At 62.8% G+C, this 23,732-nt stretch carries 20 protein-coding genes; 7 read left to right on the plus strand and 13 right to left on the minus strand.

The genetic code is table 11. The annotated features are described in order from the left end of the window. Nucleotides 1–36: 36 nt before the first annotated feature. A complete protein-coding gene (locus tag NKH91_RS10945) occupies nt 37–879 on the minus strand; it encodes a helix-turn-helix domain-containing protein (protein WP_023719945.1) in 843 nt (280 codons plus the stop codon). 228 nt (nt 880–1,107) lie between these two features. Between NKH91_RS10945 and NKH91_RS10950 the strand changes: the two genes are divergently transcribed. Further along, nucleotides 1,108–2,118 (plus strand): fatty acid desaturase, encoded by a 1,011-nt coding sequence (locus NKH91_RS10950; RefSeq protein WP_352484528.1) that lies wholly within the window; start codon nt 1,108–1,110, stop codon nt 2,116–2,118. A gap of 77 nt (nt 2,119–2,195) precedes the next feature. Then, nucleotides 2,196–2,996: a phosphate/phosphite/phosphonate ABC transporter substrate-binding protein gene (locus tag NKH91_RS10955; protein WP_352844367.1), complete on the plus strand. Its 801-nt coding sequence runs from the start codon at nt 2,196–2,198 to the stop codon at nt 2,994–2,996. Nucleotides 2,997–3,105: 109 nt separating this feature from the next. On the opposite strand, the gene NKH91_RS10960 is transcribed toward NKH91_RS10955, so the two are convergent. The 5 genes from NKH91_RS10960 to NKH91_RS10980 form a co-directional block, all read right to left on the minus strand. Continuing rightward, nucleotides 3,106–4,419, minus strand: a complete 1,314-nt coding sequence (locus tag NKH91_RS10960) for a M24 family metallopeptidase (protein ID WP_352844836.1) — start codon at nt 4,417–4,419, stop codon at nt 3,106–3,108. Between the two features lie 25 nt (nt 4,420–4,444). After that, nucleotides 4,445–6,016, minus strand: coding sequence for a glycosyltransferase family 39 protein (locus NKH91_RS10965; protein ID WP_352844365.1), 1,572 nt, complete (start codon nt 6,014–6,016; stop codon nt 4,445–4,447). Nucleotides 6,017–6,102: 86 nt separating this feature from the next. Then, complete coding sequence (locus NKH91_RS10970) at nt 6,103–8,688, minus strand: GcvT family protein (RefSeq protein ID WP_352844363.1); 2,586 nt, start codon at nt 8,686–8,688, stop codon at nt 6,103–6,105. After that, a complete protein-coding gene (locus NKH91_RS10975) occupies nt 8,685–9,170 on the minus strand; it encodes an endonuclease domain-containing protein (protein ID WP_352844361.1) in 486 nt (161 codons plus the stop codon). Before NKH91_RS10975 ends, NKH91_RS10970 begins: the two co-directional genes overlap by 4 nt. A 130-nt stretch (nt 9,171–9,300) precedes the next feature. After that, entirely contained in the window at nt 9,301–10,878 is a 1,578-nt protein-coding gene (locus NKH91_RS10980) for a trimethylamine methyltransferase family protein (protein ID WP_352844359.1), read from the minus strand. 209 nt (nt 10,879–11,087) lie between these two features. On the opposite strand from NKH91_RS10980, the gene NKH91_RS10985 reads away from it, so the two are divergent. The 3 genes from NKH91_RS10985 (at nt 11,088) to NKH91_RS10995 (ending at nt 16,033) form a co-directional block, all read left to right on the plus strand. Further along, the gene (locus NKH91_RS10985) at nt 11,088–12,248 is read left to right on the plus strand and encodes an MFS transporter (RefSeq protein WP_352844358.1); all 1,161 of its coding nucleotides are present in this window, start codon (nt 11,088–11,090) and stop codon (nt 12,246–12,248) included. A gap of 95 nt (nt 12,249–12,343) precedes the next feature. Next, the gene (locus tag NKH91_RS10990) at nt 12,344–14,413 is read left to right on the plus strand and encodes a prolyl oligopeptidase family serine peptidase (RefSeq protein ID WP_352844356.1); all 2,070 of its coding nucleotides are present in this window, start codon (nt 12,344–12,346) and stop codon (nt 14,411–14,413) included. 240 nt (nt 14,414–14,653) lie between these two features. After that, entirely contained in the window at nt 14,654–16,033 is a 1,380-nt protein-coding gene (locus NKH91_RS10995) for an aspartate aminotransferase family protein (protein ID WP_352844354.1), read from the plus strand. Between the two features lie 111 nt (nt 16,034–16,144). Here NKH91_RS10995 and NKH91_RS11000 read toward each other — a convergent pair whose 3' ends face one another. The 4 genes from NKH91_RS11000 to NKH91_RS11015 all read right to left on the minus strand — a co-directional run bounded on the left by NKH91_RS11000 (nt 16,145) and on the right by NKH91_RS11015 (nt 19,606). After that, entirely contained in the window at nt 16,145–16,558 is a 414-nt protein-coding gene (locus tag NKH91_RS11000) for a VOC family protein (RefSeq protein ID WP_156948098.1), read from the minus strand. 486 nt (nt 16,559–17,044) lie between these two features. Then, nucleotides 17,045–17,929, minus strand: coding sequence for a 3-hydroxyisobutyrate dehydrogenase (gene mmsB / locus NKH91_RS11005; protein ID WP_352484536.1), 885 nt, complete (start codon nt 17,927–17,929; stop codon nt 17,045–17,047). A gap of 83 nt (nt 17,930–18,012) precedes the next feature. Then, entirely contained in the window at nt 18,013–18,381 is a 369-nt protein-coding gene (locus tag NKH91_RS11010) for a four helix bundle protein (RefSeq protein ID WP_023719958.1), read from the minus strand. 58 nt (nt 18,382–18,439) lie between these two features. Beyond that, entirely contained in the window at nt 18,440–19,606 is a 1,167-nt protein-coding gene (locus NKH91_RS11015) for an isobutyryl-CoA dehydrogenase (protein WP_023719959.1), read from the minus strand. Between the two features lie 137 nt (nt 19,607–19,743). On the opposite strand from NKH91_RS11015, the gene NKH91_RS11020 reads away from it, so the two are divergent. Together NKH91_RS11020 and NKH91_RS11025 are read left to right on the plus strand one after the other, a co-directional pair. Then, entirely contained in the window at nt 19,744–20,358 is a 615-nt protein-coding gene (locus NKH91_RS11020; RefSeq protein WP_352844352.1) for a dimethylsulfonioproprionate lyase family protein, read from the plus strand. Between the two features lies 1 nt (nt 20,359). Next, entirely contained in the window at nt 20,360–21,829 is a 1,470-nt protein-coding gene (locus NKH91_RS11025) for a cobyric acid synthase (RefSeq protein WP_352844350.1), read from the plus strand. Here NKH91_RS11025 and NKH91_RS11030 read toward each other — a convergent pair. The 3 genes from NKH91_RS11030 to NKH91_RS11040 form a co-directional block, all read right to left on the minus strand. Beyond that, entirely contained in the window at nt 21,826–22,248 is a 423-nt protein-coding gene (locus NKH91_RS11030) for a VOC family protein (RefSeq protein ID WP_023719962.1), read from the minus strand. The genes NKH91_RS11025 and NKH91_RS11030 overlap by 4 nt on opposite strands. Nucleotides 22,249–22,321: 73 nt before the next feature. Beyond that, nucleotides 22,322–23,149 (minus strand): helix-turn-helix domain-containing protein, encoded by an 828-nt coding sequence (locus NKH91_RS11035; protein WP_352844348.1) that lies wholly within the window; start codon nt 23,147–23,149, stop codon nt 22,322–22,324. Between the two features lie 110 nt (nt 23,150–23,259). After that, on the minus strand, nt 23,260–23,430 hold the full coding sequence (locus NKH91_RS11040) for a hypothetical protein (protein WP_023676480.1): 171 nt from the start codon (nt 23,428–23,430) through the stop codon (nt 23,260–23,262). Between the last annotated feature and the right edge of the window lie 302 nt (nt 23,431–23,732).

Raw genomic sequence — 23,732 nt, forward strand, 5'->3', positions numbered from 1 at the left:
TTATGTGCCGTCAATGTCGACACGGAGAGCAACCGGTCAAAATCGCATCTCCGCCAGCTTTCGTGTGAAGCTGGCCGCTTCATGCGCGTTGACGTCCGCGGCACGGATCAGATTGTCGAAATGGCTGGTCAGGATGCGGATCGGCTGCGTCGCGTTCAGCACCAGATACATGTCGCCGACGTAAATGGCGGCGCGATAGGGTCCGAAGATGGTGTAGGGGATCGAATAGCGCATCCGCCCGTCATAGAGAAACAGGCGGAAGGTGGGATAAAGGTCGTCGAGCAGCGTCGCCATGTGCAGGAGTTGCTGGTGGCGGTCAGCCTCCGGAAAGCGGTCCCACACGCCCAGCCCGCGCGCGAAAATCTCCAGCGTGTGGCGCGGCATACAGACTTCCATGTCGGTTTCGGGCCGTCGGTTGTAGTCGATGCGGTACTGCGTTTCGCCGGCCTGTGCCTCGCGGCTCTTGTTGGCGATGACGGCTTCATAGTCGACAAGCGCCTCGGTGCGCAAAAGATCGGGAATACCGGCCGGGACGTAGCGGATTTTCGTTCCCGCCGCCTCGGCATGCCAGCGAGCCAGCAGCGTGCGGTCGAAGCCGTCCGGCGCCTCCTCGATCTCAAGGCTCTCGCGGATTTCACCGGTGACGCCCTCGTCCTGGCTGAGGCCGAGCAGCCAGTCGAGCGAGACTTTGAATTCGGCGGCGATGTTGAGCAGCGTTTCGGCGCGGGGAAGGCGGGTCGAGGCGCCGGAGAGCAGCTGCGACAGCGCCGAACGGTCGATGCCAACCGCGGCGGCGAAGGCCGACTGGTTCAGATCGGACCTTGTCAAGAGCATTTTCAGGCGCTCGCGAAAGATCGTCGACAGGTCGCGCTTGTCCAAATCGCCACCCTACCCGATAGGAGGAAAAATTTGCGCTGAAGCCGCGAACGCGGAGCTTCAGGCGTAAATGAATCCGGTGCGTTGTTCACAATGCATAACATATGCAGCTGAAAATGCGCAATCGCAACAGTTTGTGCGCTTTATCGCGTTGCAGCAATGCAACGCTCCTGACACAATACTGTCAGGAATCAAACGGGTTCCGGCGACTGGAAGGCAGTGGTCGATAGCATGACGAGCATGGGCAACAGGCGACATGGCGCGGCGACCATCGAATGGCCGACGGTGTTTCTCGCACTTTTCTGCTACGGCGGCTGGCTCGCTACCGGCTTTCTGCTCTGGCCATCCTACCCGCTGTTGGCGCTCGCCCTTCTGGCCCTGATTGCGGCGCTGCAATCCTCGCTGATGCACGAGGCCCTGCACGGCCACCCAACCCGGAACGCGCGGCTCAACGAAGCCGTTGTGTTCCTGCCGATTGGCCTTGTCTGGCCGTTTCGCCGGTTCAAGACCATTCATCTGCGCCACCATGCAGACGAGCGCCTGACCGATCCGCTCGACGATCCCGAAAGCTATTACAAGGCGCTCTGGCAGCACGAAGAGCTGCCGTCGGCTATGAAGTTCCTGCTGAAGGTCAACAACACGATGCTCGGGCGTTTGGTGCTCGGTCCGTGGCTCTCCTGCATCGGCTTCTTCATCGACGACGCCAGGCAGGTTGCCGCGGGCGACAATTCCATCCGCAAGGCATGGCTGCTGCATGCGATCGGCCTCGCCGTAGTGTTGCCTGTCGTGCAGTTCGGCTTCGGCATGCCGTTGTGGCTCTACATACTGGTGCCGGTGTGGCTTGGGCAGTCGCTGATTTCGATCCGCACCTACGCCGAGCATCAATGGTCTGAACATCCGGAAGGCCGCACGATCATCGTCGAGCGCTCGCCGCTGTCCTTCCTGTTCCTCAACAACAATCTGCATTTCGTCCATCACAAGAGCCCGACGGTGGCCTGGTACAGGCTGCCGAAGCTGTTTCGCGACCGCCGCGACGAGTGGCTGCGGATGAACAATGGCTACGCCTATCCGAACTATTTCGCGCTGCTCAAGGCCTATGCCTTCAAGGCGAAGGAACCGATCGTCCATCCCGTGCTGCGGCGCATGCCGGAACCAGGACGCGCGTTCAAGCCGCGCGTCAGGGCACGCAGCCTCAATGGGCTTGGCAGCGCACCGGTACCCGCCGAGCCGCCGAAGGAATGATCCTCGCGGCATTGCAGGCGCTGCCGCAACGCTTTCCTGACCTTGTCAATTTCCCTGCATAACGGTCAAATCCCGGCATGAGCGAATTCATTGCGGCTTTGCCGATGTACGACTGGCCGGAAGCGCGGGACGAGGTCGACGCAGAATGGGCGCGGCTGCGCGATGCTTTCAGACAAAAAGGCATCGATGCGCCGGAGACGATTATCCGCCGCAATGGCGATTTGCCCCCGGTGCCTGGCGGTATTCGCGACGATCAGGGAAAACTCATCGCGCCCGATCCGGCGACATTGCCGCCGGACGAACTGGATTTTCACCGGCTCTGGCTGCACCCGGCGCTGCTCTTTGCGCAAACCTGCTGGGGACCGATGGAACTCGGCCTGTCGCAGCGTGTCCACCTCGTCGGCCAGCCGCGCTACGACGCCTTTGAGGGCGGACAGGGCGAACTCTATTCGAGCGCCATCGTCATGAGGGCGGGCGAGGCACCGCCGGCAAGGTCGCCGGCCGACGGCGGCGCCGTCATTCCGCTCGATCAGCTTCGCGGCAAACGTTTCACCTTCAACAGCCTCGATTCCATGTCGGGCATCATCGCGCCGACACGCGACCTGCAAGCACTGGGCGAGAGTTTGGATATCTTTTCCGCGCTGAGCGAAAGCTGGGGGCACCGCGCTTCGATTGTTGCTGTTGCCGAGGGCAGGGCCGACGTCGCGGCGATCGACTGCGAGAGCTGGGCGCTGGCGCAGCGTTTCGAGCCTGCAGCGCAGAAGATGACGGTCGTCGGCTGGACAAGGCGGCGCAAAGGATTGCCGTTCATCACGGCCAGCAGGACGCCGGAAACGATCGTCGCCATGATGCGCGAGGCGATCGAGGCGCTCACATAAAGCGCGTCGCGTCCGGTCGGCCTCATGCGACGCGCTTTAAATTCTTGTTTTACGCATGTCGTTATCGCAAAACCGCTGCACACTTTTGCGCGACATGCATTAGGTTCGCTCAGCCCCCAAGCAGCCGATTGTCGAGCGGATAGGTCGAAAGCTTCTCGTTGCCGGTGTCGGTGATCAGGATCTGTTCCTCGATCTTGACGCCTTCGTAGCCGCCAAGCCTGCCGATGTAGCTCTCGACGCACAGCACCATGCCTGACACAAGCACGCCGTCCGGCGTGTCGTCGGTCCAGTCGCCGGCATGCGGCAATGTCGGGTATTCGTCGGCCAGGCCGACGCCGTGATAGAGCACCCCGTAGCGCGCCGGGAAGCAGTCTCCCGGCGGCACCGACGAGCCCTCGACGAGATCGCGGAAGGATATGCCCGGCCGCATCAGCTCGGTGTTGTGGGCGATCTGGTCGGCAGCGATCTGAAACAGGTCACGCTGTTCCTGCGACGGCGGCGCGTCACCGCAAAGCCAGGTGCGCGACAGGTCGGCGCAGAAGCCGTAAGGACCGATCAGGTCGGTGTCGAAGGCGACGAGATCGCCGGCCTCGATCGTCCGCGACGAACACTCCTGGAACCACGGATTGGTGCGCGGACCCGACGACAGGAGCCGGGTTTCGATCCATTCGCCGCCGCGCGCGATGTTGCCGCGATGGAGTTCGGCCCACAATTCGTTCTCGGAAATACCAGGTCTCAGCGCCTGCTCCATCTCGCCCATCGCCGCCTCGCAAGCGACGATCGCCCGGCGCATGGCAAGGATCTCGTCGGGCGATTTGATCAGCCGGGCATTTTCCATCACCGCCTCGCCATTGCCGGTCGAAATGCCGAGACGGGCGAGCTCTTCGATGCCCTCGGGATTGATATGGTCGATGGCGATACGGCGATTGCCGCCGCCATGTTCCAATACCAGCTCGGCGATGCCGGCTGCCCAGCGGCGGACTTTTTGCCCGGTCAGCTCGCCGCTGTAGAGATACGCCCACGACACCGCCGGCCGCACCTCGTCGACGACGCCGGAATGGTCGGAAAGGTGCTCACAGGAAAAATAGTCGAACAGTACCACCGGCCCATCGGTGGCGACGAAACAATGCCTGGTCGGATTGTGCGCAACCCAGAGCTGCATGTTGGTCGCATCGGTCGCGTAGCGGATGTTGACCGGATCGTAGAGCAGGGCTCCCGCATAGTCGCGGCGCTTCAGCTCGGCGCGGATGCGCTCGAGCCGGTATCGGCGCATGGCGGGCAGGTCAGGAGCGGCAATACCCGCCGCCTGCCACTCGGCTTCCGCCAGCGCACCATAGCCCAGCAGATGCTGGTTGAGTTCAGCGGCCTTCAGGCGCGATTTTTTGCGCAGCGCATCGATCGAGTCCTCCGGCTCGAACGGCATGATCTTGCGATGATGACGGGGCCGGTCAGTCGGATTCCTGTCCACCCTCGACTCCTTCGCCAGCGCCTTCCTTGGGCGCCATGGCTCCTTCCATTCTCTTCAGTCGGACGAATGCGCCGGGCCGGGCGGACTTGTCGGTGCCACGCAACAGCGGAACCATGATTTGCCGCGGTTGGCCGTCCGGCTCATAGCCGGCCGCTTTGAGCTGGTCCAAAATGACCGGCCGCGGATCGTCGTGGTCAAGCCAGACGAGTACGGCCGGCTCCCGCATCAGCGTTTCGAAATTAGGCACTTCCTGGTCAAGTGCGACCAGTTTTTCGTCGACCAGCCGCAGGTTTCCGACCCATGCACCGTCGGATATTGCGGTTTTCACCGGTCCGTCCGCGGTGAGTTGGCGATAGAGGGCGGGGTAATCCACGCGGATCATGCGCGAGAGGCCACTGGTCCCGTTTATCTGGACGTACCAGGTGGCGGGCGCGAGCAGCACGGCGATGATCGCTCCAGCCGCGATCACCAGGAGCTGCGCATTCCTGCCGCGCTGCGCCAGCCGTTCCATAGTGGCGACGATGGCCAGCGGCAACATGAACAGGACCGGCAGCAGCCAGCGGTCCTTGACAACCGTCACGCCGGTGGCCAGCACAAGTATTGCCAGCATGGCCAAGCCGAGCGCCAAGCTACGCCACAACAGAATTTCCCTGGCCGGACGTTTCGGGTGCCGCTCGGAGAAACGGAACTTCGCCACCCCGAAGGCCAGCGCGGAAACGAGCACCGGCAAGACCGCGAAATTGAAGGTCCCCATGACAAACTTGCCGGCGCCGACAAAGGCCGCCGCGATGCGCCCTTGTTGCGGGTCTATTCCGAACTTCTCGCCTCTCGACAATAAATCGGCGGGATGCATGAGGCTCCAATAGGTGGTTGGTGCCAGCACCAATATCGCGACCGCTATGCTGATTGCGAACTTTGGATCAAGAATGGCGCTGCGCAATTCGCGCAGCGACAGCGCTGCCGCAACAAGGGCCACCACGAGGAAGACATCGTTATACTTGGCAAGAATTGCCGCCGCCGTGGCCAGGCCAAACGCCGCATAGGCAATCATGCTACGCCGCTCGAGAAGATAGGCCATGGTGAGCAGGAGCAGCGAGCAGAAGCCGACGACGGCGACGGAATGCGACAAAGCGCGCTGCGATTCCCAGACGACCTGCGGGATCGTAAACAGGCCGAACATGGCCGCCGCCGCTGTCGCCTTGGTGTAGCCGAACCGCCGCATGGCGGCGAACACGCTGCAGGCGGCGAGGAACAGCACTGAGTATTTGACGAGCTTCAGCGTGAAGATACTGGTGCCGAAAACATGCGCGGCCAGCCAATTGATCCAGGTGTAGAGAGGTGGTTGCGAGCCGCCATATCCAGCCCAGAGATACGGTACATAGATCAGCTGCTCCGCATCGTCGATGCCGACGCCGGTTCCCGCCCAAGAGCTCAACAGGGACAGTATGATGGTCTGCAAGGCAAAATAAGCCGCGACCATGACGATCGCCGCCGGGAAGGGGCCGATCCGTCCCTCGGCCAGCCACTCGGCCCATTTCATGTCGTACTTCAAGGAAGTCTCATCGCCCCTGCCGGCACAGTTGCCGGCTGGGCTAGCATGAAGAGCGTGCTCCGCACAATGCGACCGGCTGGCTGCACCTACGTTCGCATCTTTTCGCCACTCGGGTCGAAGGGCGGCTCGACGTTGATGCGCGCCGACCGCCGGTGTCCAAGGATCTCGATCTCGAACAGCCCGCCGCTCTCGTTTTCGGCAAGCACTGCCGGTACGTAGCCTTGCGCCATCGACTTCTCGACATAATGCGCATAGCCGCCGGAGGTGACCCAGCCGACCACGCGCCAGTTGCCGTCGACAATACCGCGCACGGCAGACGCGCCTTCAGCGGCGTTCGAGCCGCGCACTTCCTTGCCGCCCGCGTCGAAGCGCGGCGCGCCATAGCCATGCGGCTTTTCTACCGTGCCGAAATCCTTGTCGCCGACCTTGGCCCAGATCGGCTCGTCGCCCATGACGTCGGCATCCGCAGCATCGACGATAAAGGAAACGCGGCGCAGCTTCGGCCCTGCCGCCTGTTCCTTGGCCGCTGCCTCGCGGCCGATGAAATCGTTCTTCTCCAGCTTGATAAAGCGGTCCATCGAACCTTCGAACGGTCCGTAGATCGGACGTAGCTCGCGGAACCAGGTCGGAAAGTTCTTTTCAAGCCGCATCGAGAGCAGGGCGCGCATGCCGAAATCAACAAGTCCGAACTCTTCGCCGGCCTCCTTGATCGCCTTGTAGACCAGACGCTGATAGGCCGGAGCCATCCAGATCTCATAGCCGAGATCGCCGGTGTAGGTGATGCGGTTGACCATGCAGGGCGCGGCGCCGACCGCCATCTCGCGGAAATCCATGAAGCGGAAGGCCTTGGTCGAGATGTCGACGTCGACCAGTTTCTGCAGCAGGTCGCGCGATTTCGGCCCGGCGATGGAGAGGCCAACCAGCGTCTGGTCGAAGCGGTGGATGCGCACCTCCGACGCCCTTGGACCGTCCTTCGGCAGATGCTTCTCGAACCAGCGCATGTGATATTTTTGCGCGGCCGAAGAACCCCAGATCATGAAGCGTTCTTCGCCCGCCTTGGCGATGGTGAAGTCGCCGATCAGCCTGCCGAACTCGTTCAGCATTGGCGTCAGCACGATGCGGCCGGTCTTCGGCATGCGGTTGGTCATCAGCCGGTTGAGGAAATCCTCGGCCCCAGGTCCGGAGACTTCGTATTTGGCGAAGTTGGCGATCTCGGTGACGCCGACCCTCTCGCGGGTGGCGCGCACTTCCTCGCCGATCGCGCCGAAATCATTCGAACGGTGGAAGGACACGACGTCCTTCGGCTCCGAGCCTTTCGGCGCGAACCAGAGCGGGGTTTCGAGACCCCAGCTGTCGCCCATGACGGCGTTGTTGGCGAGCATGGTGTCGTAAAGCGGGGTCGTCTGCGCCGGTCTTGCCGCCGGCAATTCCTCGTTGGGAAAGCGGATGGAGAAACGGCGCGAATAATTTTCGCGCACCTTTGCGTTGGTATAGCGCAGCGTTGCCCATTCGCCGAAGCGCGCAACGTCCATGCCCCAGACGTCGAAGCCGGGGTCGCCATGGACCATCCAATTCGACAGCGCCAGGCCGACGCCGCCGCCCTGGCTGAAGCCGGCCATGACGGCGCAGGCGCACCAGAAATTGGTCAGGCCCTGCACGGGGCCAACCAGCGGGTTGCCGTCGAGCGCGAAGGTGAAGGGGCCGTTGATGATCTGCTTGATGCCGGCTTTCTCGATGCCGGGAAAATGCTTGAAGCCGATCTCGAGCGACGGCGCGATGCGGTCGATGTCGGGCTGCAGCAACTCGTGGCCGAAATCCCAAGGCGTGTTGACCGGCGACCACGGCTTGCAGGCCTTTTCATAGGTGCCGAGCAGGATGCCGTTGCGTTCCTGGCGGGTATAGATCTCGCCCTTGAAGTCGAGCACGCCGATCATCTCGCGCCCGGTCGACTTGTTGAATTCCTCGACCTCCGGCATCGGCTCGGTCAGGAGATACATGTGCTCCATCGCCAGCACCGGCAGCTCGACGCCGACCATGCGACCGATCTCGCGCGCCCAAAGGCCGCCGCAGTTGACGACATGCTCGGCTTTGATCGTGCCTTGCTCGGTGACGACGTTCCAGGTGCCGTCGACCTCCTGCGTCAGTTCGACGACGCGGTTGCGCAGCACGATCTCGGCGCCGAGCTTCCGGGCGGCTTTGGCATAGGCGTGGGTGGTGCCGGAAGGGTCGAGGTGGCCCTCGACTGGATCCCACATAGCGCCGACGAAATTCGTCTCGTCCATCAGCGGGAACATCGCCTTGGCTTCGGACGGCGTGATCAGTTCGGTGTCCATGCCGAGATAGCGGCCCTTGGCGTGGGCGAGGCGAAGGAAGTCCATGCGCTCGGGCGTGTCGGCCATCATGACGCCGCCGGTCAGGTGCAGCGAGCAGGATTGGCCGGAAATCTCCTCGATCTCCTTGTAGAGCTGCACCGTATAGGCCTGCAGCTTGGCGACGTTGGGATCGCCGTTCAGCGTATGGAAGCCGCCCGCCGCATGCCAGGACGAGCCGGAGGTGAGCTCCGAACGCTCGATCAGCATGATGTCGGTCCAGCCGGCCTTGGCCAGATGATAGAGCACCGAGCAGCCAACGACGCCGCCGCCGATAACAACCGCTTTTGCATGAGATTTCATGAAGATAGTTCCGTTTTTGAAGAGGTTGAATCGAGTGAGCGGGGCGCGAAAACAAAGCGGAGATCGAATACAGCGATGTTTTCGGCCAGCCTGCCATCAAGCGCGGCAAGAATGGTTTCCCAGACGGAAGTACGATGTTTCAGGACGTCATGGCTCCAAAGACGCAGGATCGAGTAGCCTTGGGCGCGCATGAAATCATCGCGGCGGCGGTCATATGAACTGCCGGCGTGCTGTTGTCCGTCGGCTTCAACAACAAGCCATTTTTCGCGGCAGACAAAGTCTGCAAAAAAGGCGCCGATGGAGAACTGACGCGTAAAGCGATAGCCGCCAAGCTTGCGCGCCTTTAGTTCAGGCCAAAGCAGTGCTTCGGCCTGATTGCCTGCTTGCCGCAGGCTACGCGCTCGCTGGGTTGTGCCTGTTTTGCGGCGGCTGCGCGTTTCATGAACGGCTTCCCCCACTCCGTCGCCGCTTCGCGGCGCCACCTCTCCCCTCTCCGGGGGGAAAGGAAGGGCGCCAACTGGAATCGTTGCGCGCCTTTCCTCACCCCCGTCGATGGGGGTATTGGTGTCGCGGCACGCTCGACGGAGTGGGGGTCGACTACTCATCAGATGATCAGAAATCGGTCGGGGCGCCGCCTTCGGCCCGGCGCTTGTCGACGAAAGCATTGAGCTCCTCGCGGATCGCCGGGTCCATATAAGGCTCTTCATAGGAGGCCAGCCGCTCCTTCCAGACGCGATTGGCTTTTTCGAGCGCCGTCGGCGACCCGGCCTCCGCCCAACTCTCGAAATTGCGCCAGTCCGAAATGATAGGCGCATAGAAGGCGGTCTTGTAGCGGTCCTGCGTGTGCTGGGTGCCGAAGAAATGGCCGCCGGGGCCGACCGACTGGATGGCGTCGAAACCGAGCGCCTCGTCGGAAAGATCGAGCGGCGTCAGGAACTCGGCGACCATCTGCAACAGGTCTATATCGAGGATGGTCTTTTCGTAGGAGCAGCGCAGGCCGCCTTCGAGCCAGCCGGCGGCATGCATCATCAGATTGCCGCCGCCCTGGATGGCACCCCACAGCGAGAACACGCTTTCATAGGCAGCTTGCGCGTCGACCGTGTTGGCGGCGCAGGTGTTGGAGGTGCGGTAGGGGATGTTGTAGCGGCGGGCGAGCTGCCCGCCGACCAGCTGCGCCTTCATATATTCCGGCGTGCCGAAGGCCGGCGCGCCGGACTTCATGTCGACATTCGAGGTGAAGCCGCCGTAGCCGACAGGCGCGCCCTTGCGCACCATCTGCGCGAAAGCGATGCCGGACAGCGCCTCGGCATTCTGTTGCACCAGCGCGCCGGCAATCGTCACCGGCGCCATGGCGCCCGACAGGGTGAACGGCGTCACGATGACCACCTGGCCCTTGCTCGACATCTGGATGATGCCTTCCATCATCGGTACGTCGAGCTTGAGCGGCGAATTGGTGTTGATGATGGTGAATACCGACGGCTCTGCAAGCAACTGATCGTGACTGATGCCACGTGCGATCCTGGTGATCTCGATGCCGTCGACGTTGCGCTCCTTGCCGAGCGAATAGATGTGGAACATCTTGTCGGTCAGCGTGGCGAGGTCACGGATGCATTCGAGGTGGCGCACGGACGGATGGATGTCGATCGGCTCCACCGGATAACCGCCCGTGCAATTCAATATGTTGTGCATCTGCGCAAGCTTGAGAAAGTTGCGATAGTCCTGCTGGTTGCCCGGCCGGCGGCCGCGGTCGACGTCGGAGCAATTGGGTGCCGACGCCATCATCGAGATGATCAGATTATCGCCACCGAAGCGCACATTGTGCGCCGGGTTGCGGGCGTGGATGGTGAATTCCGGCGGGCAGTGCGCAACCAGTTCCAGGATCATGTCGCTGTCGAAGCGCACCCGCTCGCTGCCTTCGCGGACATCGGCGCCATGCGCCTTCATGATGCGCCGCGCTTCGTCATGCAGCACGTCGACGCCGATTTCCCGCAGCACACGCAGAGAGGCGAGGTGGATGGATTCCAGCTCGTCGTCGGAAACCAGCCGGGTCGGCGTCAGCGGGTTCTTCAATTGGCGAAACGGCGGCTGCTCGAACGCCGCCGATCCGCCGGCACGCTTCCCCGCGCGGCCGCCGCGACGGGCGCGGTCGTTTGCCAGTGCCGGTTCGGCGGGCTGAAGGGCGGCGGTCATGATAGTCCTCGTACGCTGCGGCAATGCGGCGGCATAATGGACTGCCGGCCGTGCGGCCATTGCGGAGGCGGCGACCACTAGGACGAGGGAAGCGACATGCCGTGGGGCAGCCGGCGGGATCGTCAGCCTCTTGATCGCGTTCCGGCTGGCGCAAGCGGTTTTCATTGCCGGTGCTTACTGCGACGGAACCGAAACGCTAATCCTGCATCATGGACCGGGCGGAACAGAACAGCGGCGAGACAGTGCAATGGGCGGCGATCACCGGCGTGATCGCCACCGTCTCGGTGTTCGCCATTGCGCAAGGGCTGAGCTATCCGCTGTTGAGCTTCATCCTGCAGCGCCAGGGCGTCTCGCCGGCCATGATCGGCCTGTCGGCGGCAATGACGCCGATCGGCTTCATCGTCTCCTCGCCGTTGGTTCCAGCGCTGGCGCGCCGTTTCGGGGCCGGGCGCACCGCGCTTACTTGCGCGGCACTTTCCGCGCTGGTGCTGGCGCTGATCGGCTGGACGCAAAATGTCTATCTGTGGTTTCCGCTGCGCTTTTTGATCGGTGGGGTCACCAACCCGCTCTACGTGCTGAGCGAAGTCTGGGTGATCGCACTGGCGCCGCCAGCACGCCGCGGCCGCGTCATGGGCATCTATTCGACGATCATTTCGGCGGGCTTTGCGGCGGGGCCGCTGTGCCTGCTTGCGGTCGGCACCGTGGGATGGCCGCCGTTTCTGGTCGGCATCGGCGCATTCCTGTTTTGCGGCGCCTGCCTTGCCTCTGTGCTGGCACGGCTGCCGAGGGTCGACGAGAGCGGGCACCGGGTTTCGGTACTGGGATTCGTGCCGGAGGCGTGGCTGCTGTTGGCTGCGGTCGTCGTGGCCGCCGGTTTCGAACAGGCAGTACTCGCCTTGCTGCCGGTCTACGGAACGCATTACGGCATCGCCGAAGCGCGCATGTCGGCGCTGCTGTCGGTGATGATCGCCGGCAACATCGCCATGCAGGTGCCGCTCGGCCTGTTGGCGGAACGGCTGACGGCGCGGCTGGTGCGGTTCATCTGTGTATCGGTGACTGTGCTTGGATGCGTGCTGCTGCCGGTTCTCATCGAGACGCCATTGATATGGCCATGCGTCTTCATCTGGGGCGCGGTTTCCTACGGCATTTACACGATGTCTATCATCGAACTCGGCGAGCGGTTCACCGGCTCGGCACTGGTCGCCGGCAACGCCGCCTTCTCTTTGATGTGGGGCGTCGGCGGCATCGCCGTGCCGCCGCTGGCGGGCGGCGCCATGGATGTTGTTGGCGCAGGCGGCCTGCCGCTCACGCTTGGCGCAATTTGCCTGGCGCTGGCGATTGTAACGGTCATCCGAAGGCGGATGGTGTGAATGCCTGAAGTCGCCGTTCTGACGCAAATGACTTGAATATAAGCGGCCCCATGTCGATCTTGGCGATGCCGACGCCCGACTCAACCGGAGACCTCATGACCAAATTGAACAGCCAGGCCCAACCGGATCCGGCGGCCGAAGATCCCTTCCTCTGGCTGGAGGACAGGACTGATCAGCGAGCGCTCGACTGGGTTCATCGCCAGAATGAAATCACTGTCGCCGAATTGCAGGGTGACCCGTCCTACCAGGCAACGTTCCAGACCGCGCTCGACCTGATGACGGCCGAGGATAACATCGCCGTCGGGGCCGCTATCAACGGCCATGTCTATAATTTCTGGCAGGACCGCACGAACGTACTCGGCCTCTGGCGGCGCACCACCGTCGCGTCCTACAAGACCGACAAGCCGGATTGGCAGACGATCATTGACTTCGACAGTCTGGCGGCGGAAGAGGGGGTGAAATGGGTGTTCAGCGGCGCCAGCCGGCTTTACCCCGATTTCAGCCGCTGCCTGCTCAGCCTGTCGCCGGATGGCGGCGATGCCAGCGAGATGCGCGAATTCGATATCGAAAGCAGGTCCTTCGTCGAGGGTGGCTTTCGTGCTCCCGCCTCGAAATCGAACTTCAGCTGGCTGGACGAGGACACGGTCATCGTTTCCGCCGCCTTCGAGGAGGACGACAAGACCCAGTCCGGCTATCCGCGCGTGGTCAAGCTCTGGCGGCGCGGCACGCCACTGGAAGCGGCGATGCCGATCTTCGAGGCGCTGAAGCAGGATCTCGCCGCCGGCGGATCCGTCGAATTCGACGGTGACAGGCGCCACGTCTTCCTGGCCCGGACGCTCGACTTCTTCGCCTCGCACAGTTTCCTGCGGCTGCCTTCTGGCGAGAACCGGCGCATCCCGTTGCCGGACGACGTCACCGATACGGCGCTGTTCAAGGGCCAGCTTGTCTTCGGCGTGCGTACCCCGTGGACGGCGCCGGACGGCACGCTGTGCAAGCCCGACGGGCTCTATTCACTCGATTTCGAGCGCTGGATCGAAACCGGTCTGTTCGGATCCATCGATATCGTGCTCGAGCCGGCGCACCGTGTCTCGATCGCCGGCATCGCCCGCACGCAGGCCCGGCTGTTCATCAATTTGATGGACAATGTGCGCGGCAAGGTCATCGCCGGCGAGCGCAGCGACAGCGGCTGGGAGTTCAAGCCCGTTGCATTGCCCGAAAACGGCAATGTCGGCATCAGCCATGCCGAGCATTTCGGTTCCAGCGTCTCCTTCTCCTTCACCGATTTCCTGACGCCGAGCTCGATCATCTGGTCGGACGACAATGCCGCGGCGCTGGCAACGGTGAAGTCGCAGCCGGCGCGCTTCGATGCGTCGTCCCTGGTCTCCGAACAGTTCGAGGCGCGCTCGAAGGACGGCACGATGATCCCGTACTTCGTCGTCAGGCGGCGCGACCAGGACGGGCCGGTGCCGACATTGCTTTACGGCTATGGCGGCTTCGAAGTGCCGCTGCTGCCCGGCTATGCCGGCGTGCGCGGCAGGCTGTGGCTGGAAAAGGGCAATGCCTATGTGCAGGCCAACATCCGCGGTGGTGGCGAGTTCGGCCCGAACTGGCATCAGGCCGCGCTCAAGGCCAATCGCCAGAATGCATTCGACGATTTCGCCGCGGTGGCGCAAGATCTGGTCAAACGCGGCATCGCCACACCGGCCACGCTGGGCATCCAAGGCGGTTCGAACGGGGGCTTGCTGACTGGCGTCTCGCTGACGCAGCGCCCGGAATTGTTCGGCGCGGTGATCATCGACGTGCCGCTGCTCGACATGCTGCGTTACACCGAGCTGCCGCCCGGCGCGTCATGGATGGCCGAGTATGGCGATCCGGCGAAGCCGGAAGAGGCAGCCTGGCTCGCCTCCTATTCGCCCTACCAGCATGTAGACACGGATGCAGCCTATCCGCCGGTACTGCTGACGACCTCGACTGCCGACGACCGCGTCCATCCCGGCCATGCCCGCAAGATGGCGGCGCGGCTGCAGGCGGCGGGCCATGGCAAGACGCTGTTCCTCGAAGAGACCGAGGGCGGGCATGGCGGGCGCGGCGATCGGCGGCCGCAGGCCGCACAGGCGGCGATGAAGTACGTCTTCCTGCAGCGGGCCCTGACTGGCACCAATTGACCGACATCGCTTGACCGGTACGGCTTGAACTGAGGGCTGGAGGCAGCCTAAGGTACATGCATGGCTCGGCTGGCGAAATCGGGGTGCGCATTTGGGGTGGCGGTGACGCCGTCGCCGCGCACGCTTCGCGCCGAGCTGTTGCGGCTGTGCGCCCGTATCGGCTATTCGCCGCCCGCTGTCCTCTAACGAATCCGCCCCGGCGCGAAAGCTGCCGGATTGGTTCAAGAGGAAAGACCAGACATGACCTACCAGAATTATTCGCTGAAGCAGCTTCAGCAGATCGATGCCGCGCATCACCTTCATCCGTTCACCGACCACAAGGAGATGCGCGAGACCGGCTCGCGCATCATCACTCACGCCAACGGGCCGTTCATCTACGATTCCGAAGGGACGGAAATCCTCGACGGCATGGCCGGGCTATGGTGCGTCAATGTCGGCTACGGCCGCGACGAGCTTGCCGACGCCGCCTACGCCCAGATGAAGGAATTGCCCTACTACAACTCCTTCTTCAAATGCTCGACGCCGACGCCGGTTCTGCTGTCGAAAAAGCTGGCGGAGATCGCGCCGAAGCATATCAACCAGATGTTCTATGGCTCATCCGGTTCGGAGGCCAACGACACGGCGCTGCGCCTCGTCCGCCACTATTGGGTGCTGGAAGGCAGGCCCGAGAAGAACCGCATCATCTCGCGCAAGATGGGCTACCACGGCTCGACCATAGCCGGTGCCTCGCTCGGCGGCATGGATTTGATGCACAAGCAGCTCGGCGGCGCCGTGCCCAACATCGTCCATGTGATGATGCCCTATGCCTATGAGCTGGCACTGCCTGGCGAAAGCGACCATGATTTCGGCCTGCGCGCGGCAAAAGCGGTCGAGGACGCGATCCTCGAAGCTGGCGCCGACAAGGTCGCCGCCTTCATCGGCGAGCCGGTGATGGGGGCAGGCGGGGTGAAGATCCCGCCGATGAGCTATTGGCCGGAACTGCAGCGCATTTGCCGCAAATACGATGTACTGCTGATGCTGGACGAGGTTATCACCGGCTATGGCCGCACCGGCGAATGGTTCGCCGCACAAGCCTTCGACGTCGAGCCCGACACCATCACCACGGCCAAGGCGCTGACCTCCGGCTATCAGCCGCTGTCGGCGCTGCTTGTCGGCGACCGCATCGCGGCGACGCTGGTCGAAAAGGGCGGCGAATTCTATCACGGCTACACCTATGCCGGGCATCCGGTGGCCTGCGCGGTGGCGCTGAAGAACCTCGAGATCATCGAGCGCGAGGGCCTGATCGAGCGCGTCAGGAACGACACCGGGCCTTACTTCGCCAAGGCGCTGCAGGAACGTTTCGGTGGGCATGATCTGGTTGGCGAGGTGCGCTCGTTCGGGCTGATGGGGGCGATCGAGATCGTCAAGGACAAGGTGACCAAGGAGCGCTTCCTGCCGGCCGGCAGCGCGGCGGTGATGGTTCGCGACCACGCCCTTGCCCAAGGCATGATGCTGCGCGCCACCGGCGACACGATGATCCTGTCGCCGCCGCTGATCTGGACGCGCGAGACGATCGACATGGCCTGCGACCGCATCGCCAGGGCGCTCGACCTGGCCGAAGCAGATTTGCGCAAGCGGTAAGATGGAACGATCGCCGGGCGTCCGGTAATCGGGCGCCCGGAGTTTGAATGCCGCTTTATGGCGAAGAGTTCGCCAGGCGAGGCTGTTGGCAGTATCGACGACCACGCGTGATCACTGGCCCGCCTTGACACCGATGACGTGCCCCTTCGCGTCAGTGACCAACATCCCTTTCGATTGGTCCAAGATCACAACAATGTTGCCGAAAGGATCGCGGACACGGGCGCACCGCCCGACCGCGATCTCGAATGGCGGTTGCACAGCCTCACCGCCGGCGGCCAAGAATTCCTCAAACGCGTCGTCCACGTTATCGACCAGGATGTCGGTCTCGGGACCGATATGAAGATGGACAACCAGCTCCGCATCGGTTTCAGGCAGCGCAAAGCCGGCGGCTTCATCGTCCCGCCAAACGAGCGCATGACCGAGACGATCCCCATAGAACGATACGGCTGCATCGAGGTCGCTCACGCGCAGTAGATGATTATCGAGCTTGCGGAATAATGGTCTTTTTCGAGGCTCGTGCGCCATTGCGGGACCTCAATATGTGAAGAGATTCGTGCGGCCGTATAGCCTCTAATGAAATAGTCTTCGCGACTATGTCTGCAACTGGGTTGCCTTCAAGCTTTCGAGCCCGCTCGGTGGAAATGGTAGCGAGCCGAAATTCATGTGGGGGTCGTGAGCGGAAATTCAAACTGAGACAGCACCGAAGGGCCGCATCAGCGACGCGGCAATCGGAATATAGCTCCGACGACATGGCGAAAACGCAAAAACCGCGCTCCATCGGAACGCGGCTTTGCCAGATACGCATGGTGCTTCGCCAACAATACACTTGCGAAACTTACGGCGAAAGTTACGGGCTCCGGTACGCGAGACCTGATCCGGAGCGCCGGGCGGATGTCCGCCTCGCAATCCGTTTTAAACGCACATCGTTACTGCAGGGTTAGCAAGAACTTAAGCAAACCTAAATTTGCCGACTTTCCGCTTTGGGCAGATCGAAAACTATGAAATTTGACCTTACGCAGGGTCACCGCGCAGGAAATTGATGATGCCGGAAAAATCCGCGCCGGCATTGCCTTGTGCGTTGAACAGCGCATAAAGCTGGGCTGCCTCGGCGCCGAGCGGCGTTGCCGCACCGACGCTCTGTGCGGCCTCCTGCGACAGTTTCAGGTCCTTCAGCATCAGTGCCGCTGCAAACCCGGGCTTATAGCCATTGTTGGCGGGCGATGTCGGCACAGGGCCGGGCACCGGGCAGTAAGTGGTCAGCGACCAGCACTGGCCGGACGAGGTCGAGGCGACGTCGAACAGCGCCTGGTGCGACAGGCCGAGCTTTTCCGCCAGCACGAAGGCCTCGGCAACGCCGATCATCGAAATGCCCAAAATCATGTTGTTGCAGATCTTCGCCGCCTGCCCGGCGCCGTCGTCGCCGCAATGAACGATGCGGCCGGCCATTGGCTTGAGGATCGGTTCGGCCTTGGCGAAGGCGTCCTTCGAACCGCCGGCCATGAAGGTCAGCGTGCCGGCCGCCGCACCGCCCGTCCCGCCGGAGACCGGCGCGTCGATCGTCAGCAATCCGTGCTTGGCCGCGGTGGCATGGGCCTTTCGCGCCGACTCGACGTCGATGGTCGAGGAATCGATGAACAACGCGCCTTTTTTCGCCTTGGCCGCGATGTCTGCGTAAACCGACAGCACATGCTTGCCGGCCGGCAGCATGGTGATGACCGCATCGGCATCCTTTACCGCCGCAACGGCATTGGCCATGATGACGACGCCGTGCTCCCTGGCGATGACGAGGTTTTCCGGCACCAGGTCGAAGCCGTGCACGGCATACCCGGCCTTGACCAGGTTGGCGGCCATCGGATTTCCCATATTGCCGAGGCCGATGAAGGCGATGGTGGTCATAATGGCACTCCGCGGTTTGGGTAAGGCAGGCAGTAGGCAGTAGGCAGTAGGCAGTAGGCAGTAGGCAGTAGGCACTAGGCGACCTATTCGGGCGCAAGTTTGCTAATAAGTTGGCGAAGCATTTTTCCGATGCCCTCGGTCGCTAACAGTACGTGATAAGCTTGGTCATGCGTGGCAAGGCCAATGCGTTCAGCGATCTGAAGGTGTGTCTCGAACTCCTTCAACGATCCTTGGGCTATCCTGAGAAATTGCTGATAGGAGCCTCTGTTGTCTCGACCATAACCTTCCGCGATGTTTGCAGGAATAGAGGTTGCTGAGCGGCGAATTTGGCTGGTCAACCCATACAATTCTTCTTTTGGCCATGCCTTGGTCAAGGAGTAGGTGGTGACGGCCAGATCCATCGCCTGCTGCCATACGATAAGATCCTTGTACGAATTGATCTTGCCGGTCATCTTCCTGCCTACTGCCTACTGCCTACTGCCTACTGCCTACTGCCTACTGCCTACTGCCTTACCGTCCGATCAGCGCGCGAGCGATGATGACGCGCATGATCTCGTTGGTGCCTTCGAGGATCTGGTGGACGCGCAGGTCCCGTACCAGCTTCTCGATGCCGTAATCGTGCAGATAGCCATAGCCGCCATGCAGCTGCAGGGCGTCATTGGCGACGTTGAAGCCGGTGTCGGTGACGAAGCGCTTGGCCATCGCCGACCATTTTCCGGCATCCGGCGCCTTGCGGTCGAGCTTCGAGGCGGCGGTGTAGAGGAAAATGCGTGCTGCCTGCAATTCGGTCTCCATGTCGGCGAGCTTGAACTGCAGCGCCTGGAACTGGTTGATCTTCGAGCCGAAGGCCTTGCGCTCGGCGGTGTAGGCGAGAGCCTTGTCGAGTGCCGATTGCGCGCCGCCGAGCGAACAGGCGGCGATGTTCAAGCGGCCGCCGTCGAGCCCGGCCATGGCGATGCCGAAGCCGGCGCCTTCTGCCGACAAAAGGTTTTCCGCCGGCACCTTGCAGTCCTCGAAGACGACCTGGCGGGTCGACTGCATGTGCCAGCCCATCTTGTGTTCGTTGGCGCCGAAGGAAAGGCCGGGCGCATCGTTCGACACGACGAAGGTGGAAATGCCTTTCGGCCCGTCGGCGCCGGTGCGCGCCATGACGACATAGAGGTCGCTGTCGCCGGCACCGGAGATGAACTGCTTGGCGCCGTTCAGCACATAGTCACTGCCGCTTTTGACCGCGCGCGTCTTCAGCGCCGCCGCATCCGAGCCCGAGCCCGGCTCGGTCAGGCAGTAGCTTGCCAGCCATTCCATCGAGGTCAGTTTGGGCAGGAAGCGCCGGCGCTGCTCGTCGCTGCCGAAGCGGTCGATCATCGATGCTGCCATGTTGTGGATCGAGATGAAGGCGGAAAACGCCGGATCGGCACGCGAAAGCGCCTCGAAGATCAGCACGGCGTCGAGCCGGCCGAGCCCCGAGCCGCCGACATCGTCGCGGACATAGATGCCGCCAAGGCCGAGCGGGCCGGTCTCGCGGATCACGTCGGCGGGGAAATATTTGTTGCGATCCCAGTCGAGTGCGTTCGGCGCCACACGATCGGCGGCGAAGGCCTCGGCCATCTCTTGGATGGCGCGCTGGTCCTCGTTGAGTTCGAACTGGCTGGTGCCCGCATCGACAGCGGCGTCCATGGCGTGCTCCCTGATGTTTCCGGCCTGCTGGCCTGTCGTTTTTGGCTTTGCGCGCCGTCCAATCTAGACCAATGATGCCGCCGCGCAACCCGACCGTCTGCGCAGCCGCTGTGTGCGAATGCGCTTTGGAGCAAAGTGTGACGACAAATTTCGACGAACTGCTTGGACGCTTCCATGCCTATCTCCAGACGTTCGATGATGCGCTGGTGCGCGACGCCGTGGCCCGAATCGGCTGGGACATGCCAAGCCGGCCGCTCGAACCGCATGCACTGCCTTGTCTCGTCCTGCTCGACCGTATCGTCGAACTCGCTCCCGCTGCGGCCAAGCCGCTGGCGCGGCTGGTTGCGCAGCGTCGCGGCGATCTGCGCTGGGGCCAGACCTATGGCGAAGCGGATTTCGGCAAGATTTTTATCGACAATTACGGCTGGCTGGAGGTATTCGGCACGCGCGGTCATTTCGTCAATGAAGAGGTCGCGGCCGGCCTGCTGATCCTTGGGCCCGACATTGTCTACCCCGATCACCATCATGTCGCGGAGGAGATCTATATCCCGCTGACCGGCGGCGCCGAATGGCGCATGGGCGATGGCGGTTTTCGCCTTCGAGCGGCGGGCGAGGTGATACACCATGCCTCTGACGTCAGCCATGCCATGCGCACCGGCAAGGAGCCGCTGCTGGCGCTCTATCTCTGGCGCGGCGGCCCGCTGGCAGCCAAGTCGACGATCACCGGAACCGTTGCGCAGGGCAGGGGCTGATATGGCCAAGGCAATCATGCTGCAGGGCACGGGTTCGGATGTCGGCAAGACGGTGCTCGTCGCCGGTCTTTGCCGCGCGGCGAAGAACCGCGGCTTGAAAGTGCGGCCGTTCAAGCCGCAGAACATGTCGAACAATGCCGCCGTCGCCGATATTCCCGGCGATTCAAGCGGCGGTGAGATCGGCCGCGCGCAATGGCTGCAGGCGATCGCCTGCGGCGTGCCGCCGACCATCCACATGAATCCGGTGCTGCTCAAGCCGCAGACCGATGTCGGCGCTCAAGTTGTCGTGCAGGGCAAGGTGTTCGGCGAGGCGCGGGCGCGCGACTACCAGGCGCTGAAGGGCCGGTTGATGGATGCGGTGCTGGACTCCTGGGCGAAGGTCGGCGAGGGCGCCGATCTGGTCATTGTCGAGGGCGCCGGCTCGCCGGCCGAGATCAATCTCAGGAGCCGAGACATTGCCAATATGGGCTTTGCGACGCGCGCCGGCGTGCCGGTGATCCTGGTCGGCGATATCGATCGCGGCGGTGTCATCGCCTCGGTCGCTGGCACCCATCTGATCCTGCCGGAGGAGGACCGGCGTATGATCGTCGGCTACCTCATCAACAAGTTCCGTGGCGATGTCTCGCTGTTCGATGACGGCATCGAGGCGATCGAAAAATTCACTGGCTGGCGCTGTTTTGGCATCGTGCCGTGGCTGAAGGCGGCGGCGCGGCTGCCGTCGGAGGATTCCGTCGTGCTCGAACGGCTGGCGTCCGGCCAGAGGCGCGCGCTGAAGATCGCCGTGCCGGTGCTCTCGCGCATCGCCAATTTCGACGACCTCGACCCGCTCAAGGCCGAACCGCAGGTCGAGGTGGTGTTCGTGCCGCCTGGCCAACGCCTGCCGCAGGATGCAGGGCTGGTGGTCATTCCCGGCTCGAAGTCGACGATCGGCGATCTCGTGAAATTCCGCGAGAATGGCTGGGACCGCGACCTTGCCGCGCACAGGAAACGCGGTGGCCACATCGTCGGCATTTGCGGCGGCTTCCAGATGCTCGGCCATAGCGTGCGCGATCCAGACGGCATCGAGGGCAGCGTTACCGAGACGCAAGGCCTCGGCCTGCTCAACGTCGAAACGGTGATGGAGCCGGAAAAGACAGTGCGCAATGTCAGCGCGCGCTCGGTGCCGTTCGATCTGCCGCTCGAGGGCTATGAAATCCATCTCGGCCGCACCACCGGTCCGGACACGCTGCGGCCGTCCGCCGTTATCAACGGCGTCGATGACGGCGCCATCTCCGCCGACGGCAAGGTGTCAGGCACCTACATGCACGGGCTGTTTTCCGCCGACGCCTTCCGGGCGAAATTCCTCGAAAGCCTCGGCGTCAAGGGCGGCGGCATCGACTACCGCGCCGAGGTCGAACGGGCACTGGACGAGATCGCAGCCGAACTGGAAACCCACCTCGACTGCGACGCGATTTTCGGGCTGGCGCGTTAGCTGGCGGCTTCGTCAGCCTTCGGCCAGTAGGTGCCGAACGACCAGACATTGCCTTCCGGATCGCGGCAGATGAATTCGCGGCTGCCATAGTCGCGGTCGGTGAGTTCTTCCAGAATCTCGGCGCCGGCGGTTTTTGCCCGCGCGTATGCCGCGTCGGCGTCAGCGACCGCGACATAGATCGACTTGCCGCCGCCCGAGCCGGGCGCGCCGACCATCTTTCCATAGGCATCGTCGCGGGCCGTGCCGAGCATGATGATCGAGGAGCCGAATGCGAGTTCGGCATGGTGCACCACGTCGCCTTCGCCATAGCGGGTGCGGACGCTGAAGCCGAAGGCCTCGCACAACCAGTCGATCATTTTGCCGGCATTTCTGTAGCGCAGCGCCGGGTAAAGCCGCGGTGCTTCGGTGGTGTTCGGCATGGCAGATCTCCTTCAACAGGTTGGTCGATCAACCCAGTCTGGGCGAAGGCCGGTCGCGCGTCTTGAAGAAATGTTACCTCACGGCGACAGTCGTCGGCGTGACGCCTGCGAGGTCGCGAAACTCTCGCACCAGATGAGCCTGGTCGGCATAGCCGCAGTCGGCGGCAATGTCGGCCCAATCGCTGCTGGTCTGTCTCGACAGCCCAAGCGCGTGGTTGAAGCGGACGATGCGCGAGAGCGTCTTGGGTCCAACGCCGATCGCGTCCGAAAATTTTCCGGCGAGATGCTTGCGGCTCCAGCCAAGCTTTTCGGCCAGCGTCGAGATGCGGGTCCGACCACTCGTCGAGACGATCGTCTCATAGGCCCAGACAATTTCGGCTTGAGTGCCGTCTGTGGTTGCCAACCGGTCGGCGACGAAGGCCTCGGCGATGGCAAAGCGTGAGCTCCAATCCGGCGCATTGCCAAGCCTTTCGCGCAGCGCGACGCCTCCAACGCCGAGCACGTCATCCAGGCCGACCATGCGGTCGGTCAGTTCGCTCATCGGCCGGCCGAAGAAGCGACGAGCGCCAAGCGGGGTGAAATTGATCTGCACACAACAGGCGCCGCCGAAGGATTCGATCACCACCGGCCCGGCGTAGAGGCCGGCGGCAAAACTGGCGAAGCGGTCATTGTCGCCGGGGTCCCTGCCGAGCCCGATGGCAAAGGGTTCGGCAAAGCTGATGACCAGCGGCACGGTCAGCGAGGCATATTCGATGGCGCGGAAATGGCCTGGCATGGTTTCGCGAAAGCCGCATATGTCGGTGACGGCGCCCTGAAGCCGATGACTGGGCGCGCGCCGCACCATCTCGAACCGATCGAGCCCTGGGCCGTCGTGGCGGCTGCCGTCTTCGCTGGCGGGCATGTGCTTTCCCTCGTCCAGGAATTCTAACAGACCATCCTGCAGAATCAAAAGCGCCCGGTGTGGGGGGGGGCGCTCCGAGTTGCCTGAGATTCTGAATTGTCTGGACGTGTTTAAGCGCCGCGCATCAGGCAGCCGGCGGCCAGCACGATGTAGGCGATGACGACAATCCACGCGGCATTCAAAGGGATGAACGCAAGAACGCCAAGCGCGGCGAGAACGCCGATGATGGCGATGACAAGGGATATGATGAAAATAAGCTGGGTAGGCGCACTGAGATTCATGTTCGGTCCCTCCTCAACATGATTCGTACAACGGCATACTATCAGTCGCGCGGTCACACACCAATGAGCGCAGCGGGCTTGCCGGATTGGCCGGCAGTTTTATGGGAGTGGCCAGAACGGTGCCGCGAGTTCGATCACGAAGGGCAATCGCTTCAGACGAATGACAGTTTCCAAATTGTGGCGGAGACCACCAATTGTCGATGTCGCCGCCGCCCCTCATTGCCCTGCCGGGCATTTCTCCCCGTATAGTGACGGGGAGAAAGGGCTGGTCGCAACGTCGGCGCCTTTTCTTGCAGCGTCTG

Origin of the sequence: Mesorhizobium sp. M0894 (assembly GCF_040319725.1) — a bacterium.
Classification (GTDB): domain Bacteria; phylum Pseudomonadota; class Alphaproteobacteria; order Rhizobiales; family Rhizobiaceae; genus Mesorhizobium.